The organism is Asaia astilbis JCM 15831 (assembly GCF_000613845.1).
GTDB classification, from domain to species: Bacteria; Pseudomonadota; Alphaproteobacteria; order Acetobacterales; family Acetobacteraceae; genus Asaia; species Asaia astilbis.
This window is the reverse complement of record NZ_BAJT01000026.1, coordinates 1-20,816: the sequence shown is the minus strand read 5'-3', so window position 1 is coordinate 20,816 and position 20,816 is coordinate 1. Positions and strand designations below refer to the sequence as shown.

Here is a 20,816-nt window from a genome sequence, read left to right as displayed (position 1 = left end):
CCATTTTGAAAATATCGCTTCCGACAGAACCAGAACCTATTGCTCCGGGTGCTGCGGCTAGTGCGTCCATATTATGGCCAACACCAATCACAACACCTTCCAACGTGAGCTTTCTCCAAACGGTAATGCTTTTGCCGTCGAGCACACCATTCGCGTCTCAGACCTCGATTATCTTCGGTGCCAATCAAAGAGCGACCCTGACCGTTAAAAAGACTCCGCTGATCACGGTTCACCCGATGAATGTGTCAGACACATCTGCGAACTACAGAGTGCTCTCTCTCCTTCCGTCTGTCTCCAACCAGCTGCAGAAAGCCCAGTGATGCGCTCGTTTCTCCTTTCGGGCGTTGCGCTCGTTCTTTTCCCTGTTCTGATGCCGCATGCGGCACATGCTCAGGCATATAGCCGCCTTGCGCCAAAACAGCTTGCGTCACCGGCGCAGCCTGCGGTGATTGCCCCGCCTGCCGGGGGTCAGAACCCGCTGCCGCAGACGGGGTCTCTGGTGACATCGTCCCTCAAGCGGCTGGTCTTTGTGTCACGCAGCCAGGATGTGCAGTCCACAGGCGTACAGCCTGGTCCGAGCGGCATCTCGCATGCATCCCTGCCGCTTCTGGGGGATCGATCGATCCAGACGGCGCTGTCGGCGCATCTCGGCAAGCCGGTGACGTTTGCGGATCTGAATGCGATTGCCCGTCAGGTGGATGCGTTCTACCGGAGCAAGGGACATCCTTTTGTGACGTTCACGATCCCGCCGCAGAATGTGAGCAATGGCGTGATCCAGATCCTTGTGACGGAGTACCGTCTGGGTGAAGTCAGGACGAAGGGCAATCGCTGGTTCTCGAACAGGCTGATTGTGCAGCAGAGCGGTCTGAAGCCGAACCAGATCCTGACCCTGAATGCGGTGCAGGAAGATCTCGATCGCCTGAACACCAATCCGTTCCGCAACACCGATGCCATTTTCACGGCGGGTCAGACGCAGGGCACGACAGACGTCATCCTGCAGACGCAGGATCGCCTGCCGCTGCATGTCTATGCGTCTTACGACAATGCAGGCGTTCCGGTTCTGGGTCAGTCGGAATGGGCTGTGGGCGGCACCTGGGGCAATGTTGCGGGTCTGGGGCAGACCCTGTCCTATCAGTTCACGCATTCTGTCAGCGACCGGTATAGCGGCCATGCCCTGACCTGGACGGCGCCGCTGCCGTGGCAGGATCATATACAGGTCTTTGGGTCCTATGCCTGGCAGAAGCCCGATCTCGGCCCCGATAACCCCGATCTTGGGCAGTCCGGTCGCAGCGGGCAGGCGAGCTTTCGCTATATTCACGACCTGCCGACGATCTCTTTTGGGAAAAGGATGCGTCTGATCCACGACATTCAGGCAGGGTTCGACTTCAAGACGACGAACAACACGCTTGAATTCGGTGGGATCAACGTCTTTGGCAGCCAGGCCGAAGTGGCGCAATTCCCCATTATCTATAACGCGGCGATGAACGATCCCTGGGGTCAGACGAGCTTTCAGAACCAGCTGATCTTCAGCCCCGGTGGTCTGACCGGAGCCAATCGCCGGCGGAATTTCGAGGTGCTCGTTACCGGTGCCAATGATCGCTATGTCTATGACTCGCTGAGCCTGACACGCACGACCTGGCTGCCGGCGAAGTTCTCGTGGATCCTGCAGGCGACGGGGCAGGTTTCGAGCACCAATCTGATGTACAGCAACCAGCTGGCGCTGGGCGGTCTGTATACGGCGCGCGGCTACAACACGGATACGGCGCTGGGCAGTGAGGGGGTGAGTGTCACCAACGGCTTGCGTGCTCCGGCCTTCAGCTGCTGGACCCGCTGAGCCTGCGCTCTGGACTGCGTGACAGCGAGCAGATCGGCGTCTTCTTCGATTACGGGCACGTCACGCAGGTCAAGTCCATTCCCAGTGTCCGCAGTGCGACGGATCTGTCGAGCGTGGGTCTGGACCTGCACAGCGTGATCGGTCGCTACGCCAATCTCACCTTCAATGTCGGCTGGCGTCTGCGTGGCATCTCCGGCCCCATCACGCAGAACCTCTTCGGTAACAAGGGCGCCTTCGGTAACCTCTCTCTCACCGTCGGGTATTGAGATAAGGAAGAAAAGATTAGGCTGCTTTAGGTTCAGGAATCATAGCCAAAACACGACGGGGCGATGGGTGATGTCACGTTAACTGAAGAGAGTCAGGCGACGCCCGCGAAAGGGATATTCAGACGCTGAGAGCGGTTGCGTTGTTCCACTGAGCGAAGGCCCTGACACGATGGATGTGTCGGGATAGAGCTGAGTTGATGGAGGCGGGTGGAACGAAGAGATTACGGATAGCGGAGAAGACGGAGACGAAGCGCTGACACCCGCCCGGTGAGCGGAATTTCTGCATGACCCGCTCACGTTTTCGCAGCGGCAGATGGCTGTTCTCTTCCCGGTTGTTCAGACCCTTATGCGAGAGATGCCGGATCGAGAGAACAAGTTTGCGCCTTGCTGCCCCGTAGGATTTCAGCTTGTCAGTGATCATACGACCGGGGCGCAAGCCTTGCCGTTTGAGCAGCCGGGTCAGAAGACGCCTGGCTGCTTTGGCGTTCCGACGGGTTTGTAGGATCTCGTCGAGAACATAACCATCCTGATCGACCGCCCGCCACAGCCAGTGAGGCTTGCCACGGATCACGATCCGCACTTCGTCCAGGTGCCAGATATCATCCGGTCTCGCCGCCTTGCGACGCAGGGAGCGGGCATAGGCCGCTCCAAACTTCAGGCTCCATCGACGGATCGTCTCATACGAGACAACAATGCCCCGCTCGAGCAGCATTTCTTCGACAAGACGAAAGCTCAAAGGGAAGCGGAAATACAGCCACACAGCATGAGCGATCAGCTCGCGAGGAAAACGGTGCCGTTTGTAGCTCACAGATGACGCCCTCATCACCAGCATCTAACACGCCGCACTTAATGTGACATCACCCTTCACCGGTATTCGATTCAGTTAGGGGTGATAATGCCCCTTATCGCTCCTAATAGAGAAACTTGTCCTGTCTCCTGGTCTTCGCTAGGATTCCAACAGGCTTTTGCGCCTCTGTCGCTGTGCCGTGCCGGAAGGGCTGCTCATGAAAGAAGATCATCCGCCGTCCTCGGCACTGACAAAAAAGCCCGCTATAACAGCGCTTGTGGCACCAGATGCGATCGCCGCCCGTGCCGAAGCCGCCCTGGCCAGAGCCGAAACCTATGCGCGCACAGCCGATGCGGCCAATACGCTCAGAGCCTATCGCTCGGACTGGATCCATTACGCCAGCTGGTGTGAGGCTCACGGCTTTGTCTGCGCCCCCGCAGCGCCCGAGACCGTTGGGGCTTATCTCGCGGATATGGCGACCACGCTCAGCCCGGCCACGCTACGTCGACGCCTTGCCGCAATCGGCAAGATGCATCGCTATAACACCCTGCCCTGGGATCCTGCCGATCAGGCCATCCAAAGGCCGCTTCGCGGGATCCTGCGCGCCCATGCACAAGCCCCCCGCCAGGCGCGCGCGCTGAGCCTGGACCATCTGCGTGCGCTCCTGCAGACCTGTGACCTGAGTGCCCGCGGACGCCGGGATCGGCTGCTGCTCCTGCTGGGGTTCAGCGGTGCCCTGCGTCGTTCTGAAATTGTCGATCTTCAGGTGACCGATCTTCTCGTCACCCAGACCGGGATCATGCTGACGATTTCCCGCAGTAAAACCGATGCGACCGGCAAGGGCGCGACCCTGGGCCTGCCCCGTGGCCGCACGCCTCAGACCTGCCCGGTCACGGCCTTTGAAAGCTGGCAGGCTGTCGCCCTCCGCAAGGCCGGTCCCCTGTTTCGTCGGATCAGCGTGGCAGGCCGTGTCGCCGAGACCGCTCTTCGTCCCTACGCCGTCCAGCGGATCCTGACCCGACGCGCCGAGGCCGCCGGCATTCCGCTCGATCAGCTCAGCCCCCATGCGCTGCGCGTCGGCTTCATAACCGAAGCCTATGAGCGCGGGATCAGGGACGAAGACATCATGGCCCATACGCGACACAGGGATCTGCGCACGATGCGGGGCTATGTGCGCCGCGCCGGCCTGATCTCCGAAAGCCCGGCCGGCCTGCTAGGGTTATAGGATGGATCTCCGCTTCCCCTGGGACCCCCTTGCCCGTCCCGCCCCGACACATTCCCGTACCCAGCCGGATCCCGTGCCAGGACGTCGCAGGCTTGATCATCATGCGGCTCTGGCCAGCACGGATCGCTCGGATCCATGGCTGGCCAATACCTTGCAGATAACAGGCCCGGAAACGACCCTGACAGCTTTTCAGCAAGCCGCCCGAGGTCCTGGTGTCGCGCCCTGGGCCTTTGATGCGGATCGTCTTGAAGAAGACATCCTCCTCATGCTGCTTGCCGATCACACGCGCAGCCTGACCTTGCCAGGCTGCCGGGTGCTTGCACGCCAGTTCCGCGATCGTGCCGAGGCGCGGCATCAGCACACCCTGTCCCTGATCGGAACGGACCAGCGTTGTGCTCTTGACCTGCATGCGCTGCTGCCCGTCCCGCCGGAGATCCTGTGCCTTGGTCACGACGATCCCCGGGCACAGACATGGCTGAAGACCCATTGGGGGATCACCCATGCCCTGCGCCAGGTGACCCTGATGCCCGCAGGATCACCACCTGGATCACCACGCAGACGGTCTTCCAAAGCTGGAAAGGATCGCTGCTGTTATGGTTTTTACACGCAGACAACGTCACCACAGCCCGCGATCGACACACTCCGGAAAGAATGGCCGGATCTCACTCTGGTTCTGACCAGCCGGATCGGGTTCTGATGACGGCAGAGCCGGACGACCTTCCCCAGGATCGCTCTCCCCGTCTGAGTGTCACAGGGTTCGAAGGCAGTCTCGCCCAGCTGGTCGCCCTTGCACGTACGCATCGCATCGATCTGACGACACTCTCCTTGTCTGACATGATCGATCAGCTCACCCGGGCCGTACAGGCCGAACTGGCTCACGCGCCGCGTCAGGCAGGGGACTGGATCGTCCTGACAGGGTGGCTGATCTGGCTGCGTTCGGCCCACCTGTCTCCTCTTCATCCCCCCGAAGCCACATCGGTCACAAACCGGGCCAGCCTGCCTCACCGCGAGGACGCGCTACTGGCAGCGCAGCAGCTGGCCCACTGGCTGCAGAACCGTCCGCGTCTTGGATATGACGTGTTTCCCAAAGGGGCGTCAGAGGCCTCTATCCTGACCCACACAGAGGTCTGTGGGCAAATTGACAGGGTCGAGTTCCTGTGGGCCGCCATGAGCCTGCTCGGTGCCCCTCCCCTTATCGAGGACTACCAGTCCTATCATCGCCCTGTCACACGCTTTCGGTGGACAGCAGCACCCGCTGAAGAACGGATCCGGACCTGGCTTGCAGACGGCACGCAGTCCCACATCCCTCTGGAGCATCTCAAGCCCGATCTGCCCGGGGCTGAAAGCGTCGGGACCTGTTCGTGGCTGCGACCGCGCGCCGCCCTGACAAGCGTTTTCAGTGCCAGTCTGGAGCTGGCAAGGCAAGGCGCGCTGACCCTGGAACAGGATCTCGACTGGGCACCCATTACCGTAAGCCGCCCCTCCCCCACCGATTGACCGGCATCTCCAAATCAACCCGCTCCATAGTGACCCCTCCAGGAACGTGATCCTGCACGGCCGCTCGCAAGGGGGAGCGTTGAGCAGATGATTGGCCGTGTTGGTGCCGGACATCTCGTGTTTCGTGGGCATAGAGGGATCCCCTCAAAAGGGTCTCAGCATGCGCCACCCTCCTCGGTTCTTTGCCTGCTTTACGCCCTCAGCCTGAAAGGGTCCAAATCACGCATGATCGACAGACTGAAAGTCTGCATTTGTGTGTTAGATCAAATCGACCTGACCATGTGACCCCGATGTGTCCCCGATGTGTCCCTCCCAATTGACGATGCGCAGCGCACCAACCTACCATTGCGGCATGAATCAGACGACCGAAAGCGACCGCCGAAACGCCCCGCAACCGGGGAAGCTTACCTCACCGGTATACCAGTATCTTGAGAAGCACTTCTCAGAGCTCAGCGAAGGACAAAAGACGCACCGGATCTTCTGGGAACCCTTCGCAGAGCAGCTAGCAACGATGGGAATAACAGGCAGAGACGGAACGCCTGCCACGCCCGCCACGGTGAAAAAGACATGGTTCAGAGTGAAAAAAGCGATGCAAGCGAGAGCCGAAGCGAGCGAGAGAGCGGTGCTCGACGAAGCTGTGTCGAGGGCCAGGAAACGGGCGGCAAAAGCTACTGCGATAGCCCAGGCGCGGGCGGAGGAAAGCGCGTTCCCGAGCAAGGCACCCACCGCGCCACGATCGAGAGCACCAGCCGCCTACCAGCAGAGACCCCAGCCAGCGCAGAAGCTCACCTTAGCCGATTTCGAGACGGCAAGGGCCGAGCCACCACGCCCTGCAGGAACTCCACACGAATATGCCCACCCGATGCGTCCGGATGTCCACTACCGTAGGAAGGAGCAACCGCTTGTCGAGCTGATGGACGATCCGTCGCCCGAGGACCTAGAGCGATCAGACGCAGGCTGGCCCGGACAACTTCCTCGCGAGCTCTGGGGAGACGTCAAAATCATCACACAGGCATGGTGCGACGCAACCGAGAAGTCCCATCGCGACTGGCGGCTCGGACCTGACCGGATTGGTGAACCGGGCCTCGAACATGTTCCGCTCAAAATGACATTTGAAGAAGAGAGGGACTGGCTGAGATGCTGGCGATATCTCTATCACCAACGGCAAACAGGCCCGAATGCACGTACACAGACGTGGGAGGAGCAAAAACTGTGTGGTGCCTGGTATTCGGCCGGGCTGGAAACAGACACGATGGAAGACCGCCTCGCAGAGCTCGAACGTAAAGGACTAAGGGTGCCCAACTCTGAACAGAGCTGAGATACAATGAGGTGCAGCCTCAGTTAACGTGACATCACCCCACAAAACTCATTGCTACTCAGAAAGAGATTGGATATACTATTTGCATATCCCTGTGGAGGTTATGATGCTTACCCGGACGACGCTCTTTTTGTCCAATCGCTCCCAGGCCGTGCGCCTTCCTAAAGCGGTTGCGTTTGACGTCAGCCTAAAAGACGTCGTGATCATCCCGGACGGTAAGCGTCGCATCATCGCTCCGGCCAATGCTGCATGGGACGATTTTTTTGCCGCTCCGGGCACTCCATTGCCTGAACGCGATCAGCCCGTGATGCAGGAGCGCGAAAGCTTTTGATGCTTCGTTATCTTCTGGATACAAACTTTTGCATCCGCGTCCTGCGCGATCGTCCGAAGGGTCTGCGCGAACGCTTCAATGTTAACGCCGAGACACTCTGTATCTCGGACGTCGTACTCTACGAACTTCTTTACGGAGCCGAAAAATCTCACTCTCCGGAAAAAATTCGACTTGAGGTTGAGCATTTTGCAGCGCGTCTGTCTGTTTTGCCGTTTGATAATGACGCCGCCGCCCATACGGCTGAAATTCGGGCGGACCTGGAAGCGCGGGGTTGCGTCATCGGCCCATACGATTTGATGATTGCCGGACACGCTCGAAGCAGGGGACTGGTCGTCGTGACCGGAAACCTACGAGAATTTACGCGAGTAGATGGTTTGCGTTCTGAAGATTGGACGGCAGATTAGGGTAGAAAACGGTCTGTCTGGTATTAAGAACAAAACCGGTGATGTCGCGTAAATTGTGGCGTGTTAGACGCGGGTGATGAAAGTGTCATGCGTGAACTACAGACGGCACCGATTTCCTCGTGAGCTGATCGCTCATGCGGTTTGGCTCTACTTCCGCTTCCCGCTGAGCTTTCGCCTTGTCGAAGAAATGCTGCTCGAGCGGAGAATTGTCGTCTCATATGAGACGATCCGTCGATGGAGCCTGAAGTTCGGGACAGCCTATGTCCGCTTTCTGCGACGCAAGAAGGCTCGGCCTGGTGATCTCTGGTATCTGGACGAGGTGCGGATCGTGATCCGTGACAAGCTTCACTGGCTTTGGCGGGCGGTCGATCAGAATGGTCATGTTCTCGACGAAATCCTGTAAACCCGGCGGAATACCAAAGCGGCAAGACGTCTGTTGACCCGACGCTCCAGACGGCAGGGTTTACGCCCCAGCCGTATCAGTGTCCGAGCCTGCGTCACATTTTCTGCTCCGGAGAGGCTCTGGATACACTTTTGGCACGACGTTGCCAGACATGGCTCAAAGCCTCACTGCACAACCTCTACGGTCCGACCGAAGCAGCAGTGGACGTAACCTATTTCCCCGCAGCCCGCGTCGCCAATGAAAGAAGCGTACCGATTGGCCGCCCTGTCTGGAACACGCAGCTTCATATCCTCGATAGCTATCTCCGCCCGACGCCGATCGGTGTACCAGGCGAACTCTATCTCGCTGGTATCCAGCTCGCAGAAGGCTATTTCGACCGTCCGGACCTCACCGCCACGCGGTTTGTGGCGAACCCGGAAGGAAACGGCGCGCGGATGTATCGAACCGGAGATCTGGCTTGCTGGTCCGAAGACGGGACAGTCATGTACCTGGGACGAACCGACAATCAGATCAAACTCCGGGGTCAACGCATCGAACTTGCCGAAATCGAGCACGCGCTTCGCGAACTTCCTGGGATCGCACAGGCATCGGTTTCTGCACTGGCTCTGGGGGCGACGTCTCGAACCGATCTCGACTCAAGGCAGCTCGTCGCCCATGTCCTGCCTGACGTGGATGCCGGAGCCCTAGATCCTGCGGTATTGAAAAATCGTCTCTCCGAGACACTTCCCTCCCACATGGTTCCTGCTGCAATTGTCGTCATCTCTCATTGGCCTACGGGGCCGAGCGGTAAACTCGATCGTTCAGCCTTGCCGATGCCCAGCCTTTTGGACTCCAGCGAGGCACGGGCACCGCAAACGACCATCGAAATGATCGTCGCCGAAAGCTACGAATCTCTCCTTGGACAGGAGGTCCGTAGCGTTGACGATGATTTCTTCCTGCTTGGAGGACACTCTTTGCTGGCCATGCGTCTCGCATCCCTTCTGCGACAGAAACTGGAGAAGCCTGTCTCTGTCGGTCAAATCATTGCGGCATCAACTGTTGGGCGTCTGGCACAAAGTTTGGCGTCAGACAGTCTCCCCGATCCCGATGCGTCAGGGATGGGTGAAATCCTGACGCTTCGTGCTGTCGGGACTGAGGGCGTCGTCTTCTGCATCCATCCGGCGTCAGGATATGCATGGCAATATACCGGTATTCTGTCCTACCTGCCGGCCGGAATGGGACTGATCGGGCTCCAGTCCCCGCGCCCCAATGGCGTGATCGCGAGCTGCGATACGCTGGAATCTGCGTGCGATCGTCACCTTGCGACCATCAGGCGCCTGCAGCCGCGCGGCCCTTATCGTCTCATCGGCTATTCGCTCGGTGGGACCATGGCCCATGCGATTGCCGCAACTCTACGGGCTGAAGGGGAAAGCGTGGAGCTTCTTGCGCTGTTCGACACCTACCCCCCCGAAGGACAGGACTGGACCGGACCGACGCAAGACGAGGCTGAAGCTGAGGTTGAGCGCGAACGTCTTCACTTTCTCGAACCCGACGCTGAAGAAGACACAGAGGTCGTCGCGTCGCGAGACGCGATGTTTGCGGATATCGTCGCCAATTATGCTGACGCCGTGACGCTGCTTTCGCAGGCTCGTACCACGCGTTTCGATGGCACGGTGCTTCTCTTCGCGGCACGGATCGGCATGCCCGAAGGGTGGGACCTGTGACGGCATGGGCGGACCAAGTCAAAACGCTGTGCTGCCATGATGTCCGCTGCGCGCATGAAGACAGCCTCTCACCACAAAGCCTCGCCGTTTCAGGCCCGATCCTACGACAGACACTCGAAAAGCTCATCACAAAGATCGTCGTTTGAAGTTCCCCATGCCCTCGATCCCTCCCTCGACGCAGGCCAAAGCCTGCCGTCGACATGCTCTTTGAAGGACGCCCCATTTGGCCCGCTTATTTTCCCTCGATTTCGGCCTTCTGCGAAGAAATGTCTTTTTCCGTCGCCTCTTCCTGGCTCGGATGATGTCAGTCTTTTCTCTCGGCGTCCTCAATGTCGCCGTCCCGGTGCAAATCCACACCCTTACAGGGGCAAGCTTCCCTGTCTCCCTCGCGCTGGCGCTTGATGGCCTTGGGACATTTCTCGGCCTTTTGACGGGTGGCGTCACTGCTGATCGTTACGATCGCAGACGCCTCATCCTGTCGGCACGTTTTTTGTGTGGTATCGGCTTTCTGGTTCTGACTCTCAATGCCTTTCTGGCTCACCCGGTTCTGCTCCTGATCTATGCCGTCGCATTCTGGGATGGTTTCTTCGGCGGTATTAGCATGACGGCCCTCATGGCTGCCTTTCCGTCACTCGTCGAAGAGAAGGATCTGGCCGTCGCGGGCGCCCTCTCTATGTTGACGACACGCATCGGAGCCATTCTTGCCCCGCTTGTTGGGGGGCTACTGATCGCAACGCAGGGCGTTGCCGCAAACTATCTGCTTGCCGGGATCGGCACAATTTCAGCGGTCATCCCTTTATTCAGCCTGCCTGTTTTGCGTCCTGATCCTGCCATGAGTGACATGGCGTCCGCCCATCCGATCAAAGCACTGGGAGATGGAATGAAGTTTCTGGTGACGCATCCTGTCATCGCAGGCGTCATCCTGATCGGCACGGTTCAGACCATGTGCAGCGCAATCCGCGTTGTCTTCCCCGGTTTAGCGGAGGGGCTAAAAGCAGGCCCTACGGCGATAGGGGCAATGTACGCGGCTGTTCCGGCAGGCGCGATGTTGGGGGCTCTTTGTGGCTCCTCTTTCGCCAATGGTGCGACACCGATCCGAGTACTGATCACCGCAGCAGCACTGTGCTGTCTAGTCGTTTCTTCTCTGGGCATGCTGCCCCACACAGCACTTTTGCTGCCTGCGTTGCTCGTTGTCGGCGTAGCGAGCTCTATTACGGCCTTACTGCAATTCACAACGGTTCAGCGTCAAACACCGGACCATATGCGTGGCAGAGTCAGCGCCGTATGGAGCATGCAAGACGTTGTCAGTGACTCAGTTGGAACCGTAGCGTTGGGCGCTTTGGTAGCCCTTTCCGGCTTGCTCCACGCTCTAGTCATATTCGGTGGGACCCTAACCGTTATCTTGCTTGGAATTACTATCTGGATGAGAAAACCGACTTTTCGGATCTTCAGTGTTGAGCCCAAATAAAGACTGGATGCTGATGCCGCCTCGGTCGACATGACTAAATGTGGCTCTGTTGCAAAGTCGGCCTTCCTGTTTGAGACCGGCCACGGTTTTGGCGTGGGACATGGTGTATGAGTGACTTCAAGGGACGACATTTCCATCGGTGCTGTCACATTAACTGAAGCGTGGTAGCCACCTTGAATGAGGCAAGCGTCAATGGGTGATGTCACGTTAACTGATGTGAGGTAGGCGACGCCCGTGAAAGAGATATTCAGCCGCTAAGAGCGGTCGCGTTATTCCATTGGGCGAGAGCCCGGACACGATGGATGTGCCGGGCGAGTGCAGTGTCGCTCGAAACGGGTGGGACGAAGAGATTGCGGATTGCGGAGAAGACGGACACGAAGCGCTGACACCCGCCGGGCGAACGGAACTTGTGCATGACCCGCTCCCGTAGGGGAAGGTGGCTGTTCTCTGCCTGGTTGTTCATGCCCTTGTGGGAAATGTGCTTCACCGACGAGCGCAGCTCGCGCTGCGCGGCGCCGTAGGAGCCGAGCCTGTCGGTGACCAGGCGCTTCGGACGGACACCCTGCTGGCGCAGCAGTCGGATCAGCAAGCGCCGCGCCGCCTTCGTGTTTCGGCGGGACTGCAGGATTTCGTCGAGGACATAGCCGTCCTGATCGACCGCGCGCCACAGCCAGTGGGGTTTGCCATTGATGACGATCCGCACCTCATCCAGATGCCAGACATCCCCGCGCCTGGCCGGCTTGCGCCGCAGGGAACGGGCAAAGGCCGTACCGAACTTCAGGCCTTATCGACGGATCGTCTCATACGAAACGATGATCCCGCGCTCAAGCAGCATTTCCTCGACCAGCCGGAAGCTCAGAGGAAACCGGAAATACAGCCAGACCGCGTGCGCGATCAGCTCGCGCGGGAAACGGTGTCGTTTGTAGCTCACTGACGCTTGCCTCATTCAGGGTGGCTACCACGCTTCAGTTAATGTGACAGCACCTCGAGACCTATATCGACGAGGCCAGTGTAAAGGCTCTTAATCCGGGTCGAAGCCGGTTTTGACTTTCCTATCAATCCAACTACGCTCAATCTTCTCCGATTGCTATACGCATGTTGTCCCACCGTTCGTTTATCTCTCTAGCCTTGAGTTGGGGCGGGTCTATAAACGAGGGACTTAATGACGTCCTATGGATACTGCAATTATCTCAATGAGGCGTCCTTGGTCGAGAGGCCAGAACCTCACAATGTTCTTATCGTGCTTGTCGGCTAGGGGAACCATCCGCTCAAGCCCTGGTCCATTGAGATGAATGGATCAGGCTGTTCGGGTATGTATATCAAGACTGGCAAGCAAGTTCTAGTCTTTGAGAGTGTTCTGATTTCAGAACACTCTCAAAGAAGCTTCAATGAGACGTCGTCATGTTGATCGGTCTTTAGCGCTACACTATTCTACTGTCCCAAAATCTTCCCCAGCGCCAAATACAGGGTCTCGGCAGCTCTCCTGTCTTCGTGATCTAGTGACAAAGCAGCTATTTTGGTGAGATTCTTGTGGACCCTAGCGAAGTAAGACTTCGGCCTTATTATGTTTCCTTTGGGCGATCTAGATTCCTCTCCACTAGAGCGCTCTGCGTCCTGATCTTGCAATCCACCACTTGCCACCGCTGTGCGCAGCGTCGGTATTGTAAGCTCACCCATCAAGCATTTGGCCATCAGGGCTTCTCGGTCAGCAGTTGCTGGTAGACGTGCCAATTCGACAAGCAGGTTTCGGGTTATACGATGTTCTGAATTCAGAACACTCTGCAGGAAAGTTTCGGGAAGCTTAGCAACGGCAATCATTCCATTTACCTCGGAAGCACTTTTCCCGAGTTGCCTACTAGCCTCCCTTTGAGACCAGCTGTTGCTTGCAACGACTTTCGCTACACCGATTGCTTCTTCGACGGGATGCAGATCCTCTCGCTGTAAATTTTCGATCAGTGAGAGCACTTGTTCGGGTCCACTATTTTCGATTGCCAAAAGTGTCGTCAGGCCAGCCCTAGTTGCAGCCCGCCACCGCCTCTCCCCTGCAATAATGATCCATTTACCTCGTTTGGTTTCATCTCGACGAACTATGATTGGAGAAAGCTGTCCATGGGTTTTGAGGCTTTCGGACAACTCCTTAAGCTCTTCTTCCCTGAAAACTTTCCGAGGTTGATCCGGATCAGGACATACATCATTCGTATCGACTTCAAAGCTATGGTTTTTGATTCCGCCTGCTTGAACGAAGCCGTGGCCGAGATCTTGGACGCGTGCCCCCATAGTCTCCATCATTCGGGAAGGACCTTTGCGCTTCATGATACTGGTCACGGCATATCCTCATCGTGATCGTCTTCATTGTGATCCAAGACTGCAAGATGCGGTGTTTCCCTTGCTGCCATTGCGGAAGCTAAGCGGAGATAAGGTGAGATAGCTTTCGACCTTGGAGACGTGTCAACGGCGATCCCGCCTGACCAGGCAGCATTTCCGAAAACAGCGCTCTCGCTGACGGGCTCCAAGACCGCCGCGCGACCTGCGGTATACTTAATCAGGTGGCGAAGGACTTCTTGATCGACAGCTTGCTTCGCATTGTAGCGCGTGGGGAGGATGCCGGTGACTCTCAGCAGAGGGTTGAGTCGCCTCTGAACTTTCGTGATGGTATCGAGCAGCAGTGCCACACCCATTGCATCGGGCGGCTCTGTTTGCACTGGAACTACTACAAAGTCTGCAGCAACCAAGGCCATGTAGGTCATGAGACCCAAATTGGGTGGTGCATCGATGATGATGAAATCGTAATCATCGGTCACGAGCTCGAGACTCTCCGCGAGTGCTCGCTCAAAGCCTGGTTCTCTGCGTGAATCCGCTTCTGCGAGATCGATATGGCTGGTGAGGAGATCGAAGGATCTGGGGTTCTCGACGATCGGCTCATCTACACCAATGATAGCGTTTTTGATGTCCGCATCTTTGAGGAGGACATGATAGATCGAGCGGCCCGCCCTGTAGCACTGGAGGGACCCGTGGCCCAGTAGCCAGTCGGAAGCTGAGGCCTGCGGGTCGAGATCCACAAGCAGTACTCGTTGTCCGGCCCTTTTCAGAGCGGAGGCGATGTTAAGTGCGCTGGTCGTCTTGCCCACCCCACCTTTCTGATTGGCGAACGCAATAATGCGAGCTTTGGCACGTCTTTGATCGAGAAGATCGATGATGAGGCGGGATACCTCGCCGGGAATTGGTTCGCGATCATTTTCCCAGCGACTCACGCGTGACTTATCGTATGACCGGCTTAGACGCGTATTGAGTATCTCCTTCATTTCCACTTGAGAGAGACGCATCTCTTCGCGAGCTGTTCTGAACTCGTCGCCTTGCATGTGAAAGATCCCCGTTTATATCTGCATGGAGGCTATAAAGGCCAACCTGATAAGTCAACCTGTTTCAGAAAAGGTTGACCGATCCTCGCTGCTGAAGGGTGTTCTGAATTCAGAACGTGGATCTTCCAATCGGATACGCCTGCGATAAAGTGTCACGCAGAGCCGTTGTGCGTCTCTGCATGCAGTTTCCTCCGGCACGAAGCGCCTCGATTTCTGCACTAGGCACCCTTTTAGACGACGCAATACAAAACGACGCGTCATGCCTCGTTGCGCTGCGGTGTGGGTTTTCAAGGTGCGCAGTGGTTTCCATTTTCTCAAGACGACGTCGTTGAAAAGCAAATAACGGGGAGAGAGGAGAGAGGCGGAGCAGAACCCGCCGTCATGGCTAAGCCGTGGCTCCTCGCCATACTCACGACCGGCGGTCGCTGCGCGTGGCTGCGGTGCCGGCGCGCGAGTGCACCGAGCTTAACCCTGTCGCCGCGTCCCGGTGCCGGAGATGGAGAAGGGAGAGAGAAAAGAAAATCTCGATCCCGGATCCTCTCCGATCACCGCATCCTCCGGGGCACTGTTGTAAAGTTGGTGCCCTTGTTTGAAACCGCTTTCAGTTTGGGTGTGAGGCATTGCGTATGAGCGATTTCAAGAGACGACATTTCCGAGGTGAGGTGATCCTGTGGGCGGTTCGTTGGTATTGTCGTTACGGGATCAGCTACCGGGATCTTGAAACCATGCTGGCTGAGCGTGGCGTGAGTGTTGATCACTCCACGATTTACCGGGGGTTCAGCGCTACGCGCCCGAGATAGAAAAGCGCCTGCGCTGGTATTGGAAACGTCCAGGCTTTTCTCGCAGCTCGCGGGTTGATGAGACCTATATCAAGGTCAAAGGGTAATGGAAGTATCTCTATCGGGCAATCGATAAGGACGGCGATACGATTGATTTCTACCTGTCACCAACCAGGAACGCCAAGGTCGCCAAACGTTTCCTGGGCAAGGCAGTGAGCGGACTGAAGGATTGGGAGAAGCCCGAGACGATCAATACGGACAAGGCTCCGACCTATGGGATAGCGATCGCGGAACTCAAAAAGGACGGCAAGGTCCCGGATACAGTGACGCACCGACATCTGAACAACGTGATCGAGGCCGATCACGGTAAGCTGAAGCAGTTGATCCGGCCAGTGCGCGGCTTCAAAACGCTGAAAACCGCCTATGCCACGATCAAAGGTTTCGAGGTCATGCGCGTCCTGAAAAAGGGGCAGGCTCAGCTCTGCCAGTTCCAGGAGGATATTATGGGAGAAGTGCGGCTGATGGAAAGGCAGTTCGGGGTCTACTCTTTCTGAAAAACCCGGAATCTGACCAAACTCAACCCGTGCCAGACTTTGCAACAGTGCCCTTTCCCGGCACATCCATCGTCTCAGAGCTCTCGCCCAATGGAATAGCGCGACTGCTCTCAGGGCATAAAAGTGTCAGTTAATATGACAGCACCGGGGCTAGGGCCGCTAAAGTCCAATGAGAACACCGGCTGGGAGATGAGCCGCGAATAAACTGGACTTTAGCGGCTCGTTAGCAAAGGAATCGAGCGACACTCCCGCGCTTCGATGCTTGAAATATCATCATGCTGGACATTAGCGGCCTCCCCCCACACGATCTTGTCCACAAATCAGCTAGGTTATCCACTGGACTCTTGCGGCTTCAATCTGGATTTTAGCGGCTTAACGTCTGGACTCTCGCGGCCACGACTCGTCAAAAACAAGGTTATCCACTGGACTTTTGCGGCTATACTAATAGACAAAATTACTAATAATTTTACTAATAGCTTGTCGTAAATTGAGTGTAGCGACATGTCGCAAAAATGCCATGCCGCAAAAGTCCAGTGGGACAAGTCCTCTACGGCTGTGTCATGGTTGAATTATGGAATCGCTACACGACATCATCACCCGCGATGGCCGACAAATGGCGCTAGACCTTGGCAACGATCGACGTATCGTGGACTTGGCATCGTCGTACTTGGCTCAGGAAGAAGCCGAGAACAGCTTCCTTTATACCGGATTCGCTTACGTCACTCTGCCTCATCGACGAATCGCGGATGACGCAGTCTGGCAAATCAATACAGAACGAGCATCGATGGTCATCCAGCCTGGTGTGAGGATGGCTCCTGACAAACCCGCAGTCCATGTAGGCGTTCCCTATGGCTCCAAGGCACGCATGATTATGCTGTTCCTGCAAACCGAGGCGCTACGTCGAAAAGACCGTGAGGTACATCTCGGATCAAGCCTTTGCTCCTGGCTCGAAAAGATGGGAATGTCCATTGGCGGTAAGACCCTGATCGACGTGCGTAATCAGGCCGATCGTATTGCACGCTGCCGCATATCTTTCGAGTTTCACGGCGGCGACACCAGTGGCCTCATTAACCAGAACGTCATCGACTCAGGCATCTTTACCACCGAAAGTAATCGAGCGAAATTCCTTGACCGCGTAATCCTATCCGAAACCTTCTACGCGCAGCTTGTAAGGCACCCCTTCCCGATCGACGAAGCCGCCATCAAACTGTTGAGTGGCCATTCGCAGGCTCTGGACATTTACTGCTGGCTTTCATACCGGCTACATGTCTTAAAGAAACCTACGCCGATATCCTGGAACGCCTTGAAGGTTCAATTCGGAAACTCGGTCGGGAAACTGAGCCACTTTAAAAAAAACTTTCTCGACAACCTAGAGGTCGCGTGCGCGGTTTATCCTGGCGCGAAAGTCCATGCAAGTGATACAGGGCTGACGCTTTACCCGTCGCGCTCTCCCGTGCAGCCCAAGATCTACGCAGTCAAGTAGAGCTGGGCCCAAGGGCATGAACAACCAGGCAGAGAACAGCTACCTTCCCCTACGGGAGCGGGTCATGCACAAGTTCCGGTCGCCCGGCGGGTGACAGCGCTTCGTCTCCGTTTTTTCAGCCATCCGGAATCTCTTTGTCCCACCCGCCTCCATTGCCACCGCTCTTCTCCGGCACATCCATCGTGTCCGGGCTCTCGTCCAATGGAATAACGCAACCGCTCTCAGCGCTTGAATACCCATCCCCCGGGCGTCGCCTACCTCACATCAGTTAACGTGACATCATTGATGCTCTTCAACAAGATCGAACTATTCTAAGCCTTCAAGTGTGTCTGAGATAATACAGGTACTAAAAAAATCTAGTTTTGAGAAACTTGTGCCGCCAATGTCGTTTCCTTCCGAAAATGTAAAAATTCCAGAACATTGTTGATTGGTGCTAGATTTGATGAATCGTAATTTTTCGTTACAGTTCTTCCTATTCGGGTTTACTGCGCTCACGCCAAGTTTAACGTCGGCGCAATCGCTGCCAAGCGCAGGGAGTTTTGTTGCGGGTAGCGGCGCCATCAGTAAAGCCGGCACGGCCATGACCGTTACCCAGAATACCACGCGCGGCGTCGTCAATTGGCAGAGCTTTTCGATTGCCTCGGGTCATTCGGTGCAGTTCGAGAACGGGAGCGGTGCCACGCTGAACCAGGTGACGGGCGCACAGATGTCCGAGCTTCAGGGGCATCTCGGGGCAACGGGCTCGCTTTATCTCATCAACCCCAATGGCGTGGTGATCGGCCCCAAGGGGTCTGTTGCGACAGGCGGCAGCTTTGTGGCTTCAACGCGTGATGCGAGCGATAGCGCCTTCATGCAGGGGAAAAGCCTTACCCTGTCGGGCACATCCTCGGGCACGGTGAAGAACGAGGGCAGGATCACCAGCACGAATGGCAACGTCGTTCTGGTCGGTCAATCGGTGAGCAATAGCGGCACGGTGAGTGCGGCCAATGGCACGGTGGCGCTGGCTGCGGGCAACAGGGTGATCCTGAGCGAGGCGGAAGGCCCTGACGGGATCTATGTCGAGACCGATGCGACTGCCAAAGGCGATGTGACCAATACGGGTCATATCCAGGCGGCGGCAGCGCGTCTTGCGGCTGCGGGGGGCAATGTCTATGCGCTGGCGGGCAATCGTGACGGGCTGATCCAGGCGACGGGTACGAGTAGCGTCAACGGGCAGGTCTGGCTGACGGCGCCGCATGGCATTGTGACGGTTGAGGACACGACGGTCACGGCGCGCACGCAGGACGGTGCAGGCGGAACGATCCGGGCGAACGGGCGTGAGGTGTCTCTGGGCAGCCGTGCGGTGCTCGATGCGTCTGCCACGCAATCGGGCAGGAAAGGTGGTCAGGTCCTGGTCGGGACGGATGCGATGGGCGGGGTCAATCTTGCCAGGCGCACGACCATTGCCAGTGGAGCAGCGCTGAAGGCGCGCGGCAAGGATAATGGTGCGGGCGGCGAGATCGAGACCTCAGCGCATACGATGGATCTGGGTAACGCCACGATCGATGCAGGTGTGGGCGGGCAGTGGCTCCTCGATCCTGATGACCTGACCATCGATGCCAACGCGGCCGATACGATCAGCAGCACGCTGAATAGTGGCACTGACGTTACCCAAGAGACAACAGCGACTACGGCCACTGGAGCAGGTACGAGTGCCGCGGGTAACGGTGATATTATCCTCAATGCACCAATATCGTGGAGCTCGGGCAGTACCTTATCACTCAGTGCATATAGAAATATCACTCTGAATTCAGGAATTACTGTTTCCGGCACTGGAAAACTAACAATAACTACGAACAATGCAAACAATACTGGAAGCTCTACTACAATAAACTATAATAATGGAAGTGCTATAAGATTCGATAACGTATCAATGGAGTCTTCATCTGCTAGTAGCCCTCTTAATATAAATGGAAAATCATATACCCTAATATCAAATCTAACCGAACTTCAGAGCCTTACAAATTCAGGTCTTTATGCTCTTGTGCAATCGCTAAACGCTTCAGGAATCTCAAACTTTACTCCAATTAGTGTAAGCTCAAGCGTTACGTCGCTTATTTTTGATGGTCTCGGCAATACAATATCAAATTTAACAATTTCTTCTAATTCTACGCAGGTTGGATTATTCTCCTCTATTTATAGAGGAACAATAAAAAATATTGGCGTTATAAATGGAAATGTTACAGGGACGGGTAGCGCTGACTCAAGATCTGTTGGAGGTATTGTCGGAGTAATCAATAGCAATACTGCATCTATAAGCAATAGCTACTTTATAGGAAATGTTACTGATACTGGATCCGGGACGAGAGGTAATATCGGCGGTCTGGTCGGATATGCTAATGGAAGCATAAACAATTCTTTTTCTTCTGGAACCGTTACAGTGAATGGAAGCTCTACATCAAGCAGAAGCGGAGGTTTGGTTGGAATAAACTACGTTGGAATCGAAAGTAGTTACTCTAATAGTAATGTTAGTAACTCAAACTCGTCAGGGACTGTTGGGGGATTGGTTGGATTCAATTACAGTGGCACTGTGAATAATTCATATTCAAGCGGCAATGTTACAGGAGCTTCAGGATACATCGGTGGATTAATCGGACAATCATTCCAGAACTCGAGAGTTACAAATGTTTATGCGGCCGGAGAGGTAACAAGCACAACGGGGTCCAATTATTTGGGTGGACTTATAGGTACAAATAGTGCTTCAGTAAGCAATGGGTACTGGAACACTGACAATGTTGCTTCTGGAATTGGCAGTGGTAACAATAGCGGCGCAGTTGGACTAACAACAAAAGAGTGGCTTACCAATGGTCCTCTTGTATCAGGAAGTGGAAATAGTTTTTCTGATTCATCCGCTTGGGTGAATGGTTCTCTTTACCCGGTTCTTGCTAATTTGCCATATATTCGGGTAATGGCGACCTTGTCCCAAACATATGGATCGAGTGACATTGCAGTATCGAATATCAGATACATAGATCAATCTGGGAATGATGCATCAAGTAAAGTTTCCGGATCTGTTTCTTGGCATAGTCCTGTTTTGTCATCTTCGAGCAATGCAGGATCTACCGGATTAATATACGGTACAGGTATATTGGCGCCTGGTTATCAAATATTATATAATTCGTCGAATACGATCAATCCTGCCACGCTGAGCATCACGGCCAGCAACCAGAACGGCACGTATGGTCAGACCCCTGCGCTGGATGACGCGGCCTTTACCACAAGCGGCCTTGTCAATGGTGATACCGTGTCAGCCGTGACACTTGCCACAGATGCGACATCCCGCAGTGCTGTTGGCTCCTATGGCATCACGGCGTCCAATGCCCAGGGATCCGGGCTTTCAAACTATACTATCGGGTATACGTCAGG

The 20,816-nt window shown here is 56.0% G+C and carries 15 protein-coding genes and 4 pseudogenes; 15 read left to right on the top strand and 4 right to left on the bottom strand.

Annotation, left to right across the window (positions count from 1 at the left end; all coding sequences use genetic code 11):
• The first annotated feature begins 319 nt into the window (after nt 1–319).
• Together JCM15831_RS19555 and JCM15831_RS21725 are read left to right on the top strand one after the other, a co-directional pair.
• Nucleotides 320–1,834: a ShlB/FhaC/HecB family hemolysin secretion/activation protein gene (locus JCM15831_RS19555; protein WP_025824824.1), complete on the top strand. Its 1,515-nt coding sequence runs from the start codon at nt 320–322 to the stop codon at nt 1,832–1,834.
• A 113-nt stretch (nt 1,835–1,947) separates the two neighbouring features.
• Complete coding sequence (locus tag JCM15831_RS21725; protein WP_156938925.1) at nt 1,948–2,100, top strand: hypothetical protein; 153 nt, start codon at nt 1,948–1,950, stop codon at nt 2,098–2,100.
• Between the two features lie 118 nt (nt 2,101–2,218).
• Here the strand turns inward: JCM15831_RS21725 and JCM15831_RS14585 are convergent, their stop codons facing one another.
• Nucleotides 2,219–2,932 carry an IS6 family transposase gene (locus JCM15831_RS14585; RefSeq protein ID WP_373277668.1) on the bottom strand — a complete coding sequence of 238 codons (714 nt, stop codon included), beginning with the start codon at nt 2,930–2,932 and terminating at the stop codon, nt 2,219–2,221.
• A gap of 172 nt (nt 2,933–3,104) precedes the next feature.
• On the opposite strand from JCM15831_RS14585, the gene JCM15831_RS14580 reads away from it, so the two are divergent.
• From JCM15831_RS14580 to entS, 9 genes and pseudogenes are all read left to right on the top strand, one after another.
• Nucleotides 3,105–4,112, top strand: a complete 1,008-nt coding sequence (locus tag JCM15831_RS14580; protein ID WP_025824822.1) for a tyrosine-type recombinase/integrase — start codon at nt 3,105–3,107, stop codon at nt 4,110–4,112.
• A gap of 1 nt (nt 4,113) precedes the next feature.
• Nucleotides 4,114–4,809, top strand: a complete 696-nt coding sequence (locus JCM15831_RS19550; protein WP_025824821.1) for a hypothetical protein — start codon at nt 4,114–4,116, stop codon at nt 4,807–4,809.
• Complete coding sequence (locus JCM15831_RS14570; RefSeq protein WP_025824820.1) at nt 4,809–5,609, top strand: hypothetical protein; 801 nt, start codon at nt 4,809–4,811, stop codon at nt 5,607–5,609. Before JCM15831_RS19550 ends, JCM15831_RS14570 begins: the two co-directional genes overlap by 1 nt.
• 352 nt (nt 5,610–5,961) lie before the next feature.
• Nucleotides 5,962–6,927: a hypothetical protein gene (locus tag JCM15831_RS14565; RefSeq protein ID WP_025824819.1), complete on the top strand. Its 966-nt coding sequence runs from the start codon at nt 5,962–5,964 to the stop codon at nt 6,925–6,927.
• A 103-nt stretch (nt 6,928–7,030) separates the two neighbouring features.
• Nucleotides 7,031–7,258, top strand: a complete 228-nt coding sequence (vapB, locus tag JCM15831_RS14560) for a type II toxin-antitoxin system VapB family antitoxin (RefSeq protein ID WP_456303436.1) — start codon at nt 7,031–7,033, stop codon at nt 7,256–7,258.
• Complete coding sequence (vapC, locus tag JCM15831_RS14555) at nt 7,258–7,662, top strand: type II toxin-antitoxin system tRNA(fMet)-specific endonuclease VapC (RefSeq protein ID WP_025824817.1); 405 nt, start codon at nt 7,258–7,260, stop codon at nt 7,660–7,662. The genes vapB and vapC overlap by 1 nt, the downstream gene beginning before the upstream one ends.
• Before the next feature lie 100 nt (nt 7,663–7,762).
• A pseudogene (locus JCM15831_RS19545) lies at nt 7,763–8,182 on the top strand (IS6 family transposase); the annotation flags it as partial.
• A 14-nt stretch (nt 8,183–8,196) separates the two neighbouring features.
• Entirely contained in the window at nt 8,197–9,768 is a 1,572-nt protein-coding gene (locus tag JCM15831_RS22045; RefSeq protein WP_232228230.1) for a thioesterase domain-containing protein, read from the top strand.
• A 223-nt stretch (nt 9,769–9,991) separates the two neighbouring features.
• Nucleotides 9,992–11,236 carry an enterobactin transporter EntS gene (gene entS / locus JCM15831_RS14540; protein WP_025824815.1) on the top strand — a complete coding sequence of 415 codons (1,245 nt, stop codon included), beginning with the start codon at nt 9,992–9,994 and terminating at the stop codon, nt 11,234–11,236.
• A gap of 247 nt (nt 11,237–11,483) precedes the next feature.
• Here the strand turns inward: entS and JCM15831_RS21215 are convergent.
• The 3 genes and pseudogenes from JCM15831_RS21215 to JCM15831_RS14525 all read right to left on the bottom strand — a co-directional run bounded on the left by JCM15831_RS21215 (nt 11,484) and on the right by JCM15831_RS14525 (nt 14,595).
• Nucleotides 11,484–12,182 (bottom strand): annotated as a pseudogene (locus JCM15831_RS21215) (IS6 family transposase).
• Nucleotides 12,183–12,667: 485 nt separating this feature from the next.
• Nucleotides 12,668–13,561 carry a ParB/RepB/Spo0J family partition protein gene (locus JCM15831_RS20665; RefSeq protein WP_084490730.1) on the bottom strand — a complete coding sequence of 298 codons (894 nt, stop codon included), beginning with the start codon at nt 13,559–13,561 and terminating at the stop codon, nt 12,668–12,670.
• Entirely contained in the window at nt 13,558–14,595 is a 1,038-nt protein-coding gene (locus tag JCM15831_RS14525; protein ID WP_025824812.1) for an AAA family ATPase, read from the bottom strand. Before JCM15831_RS14525 ends, JCM15831_RS20665 begins: the two co-directional genes overlap by 4 nt.
• 626 nt (nt 14,596–15,221) lie before the next feature.
• On the opposite strand from JCM15831_RS14525, the pseudogene JCM15831_RS20660 reads away from it, so the two are divergent.
• From JCM15831_RS20660 to JCM15831_RS21710, 4 genes and pseudogenes are all read left to right on the top strand, one after another.
• Nucleotides 15,222–15,928: pseudogene (locus tag JCM15831_RS20660) on the top strand (IS6 family transposase).
• A 571-nt stretch (nt 15,929–16,499) separates the two neighbouring features.
• Nucleotides 16,500–17,411: a replication protein RepA gene (locus JCM15831_RS14515; protein ID WP_025824811.1), complete on the top strand. Its 912-nt coding sequence runs from the start codon at nt 16,500–16,502 to the stop codon at nt 17,409–17,411.
• A 10-nt stretch (nt 17,412–17,421) separates the two neighbouring features.
• Nucleotides 17,422–17,643 (top strand): annotated as a pseudogene (locus JCM15831_RS23110) (IS6 family transposase); the annotation flags it as partial.
• 210 nt (nt 17,644–17,853) lie between these two features.
• The coding region (locus tag JCM15831_RS21710) for a beta strand repeat-containing protein (RefSeq protein ID WP_232228229.1) at nt 17,854–20,816 on the top strand (2,963 nt) is incomplete at its 3' end.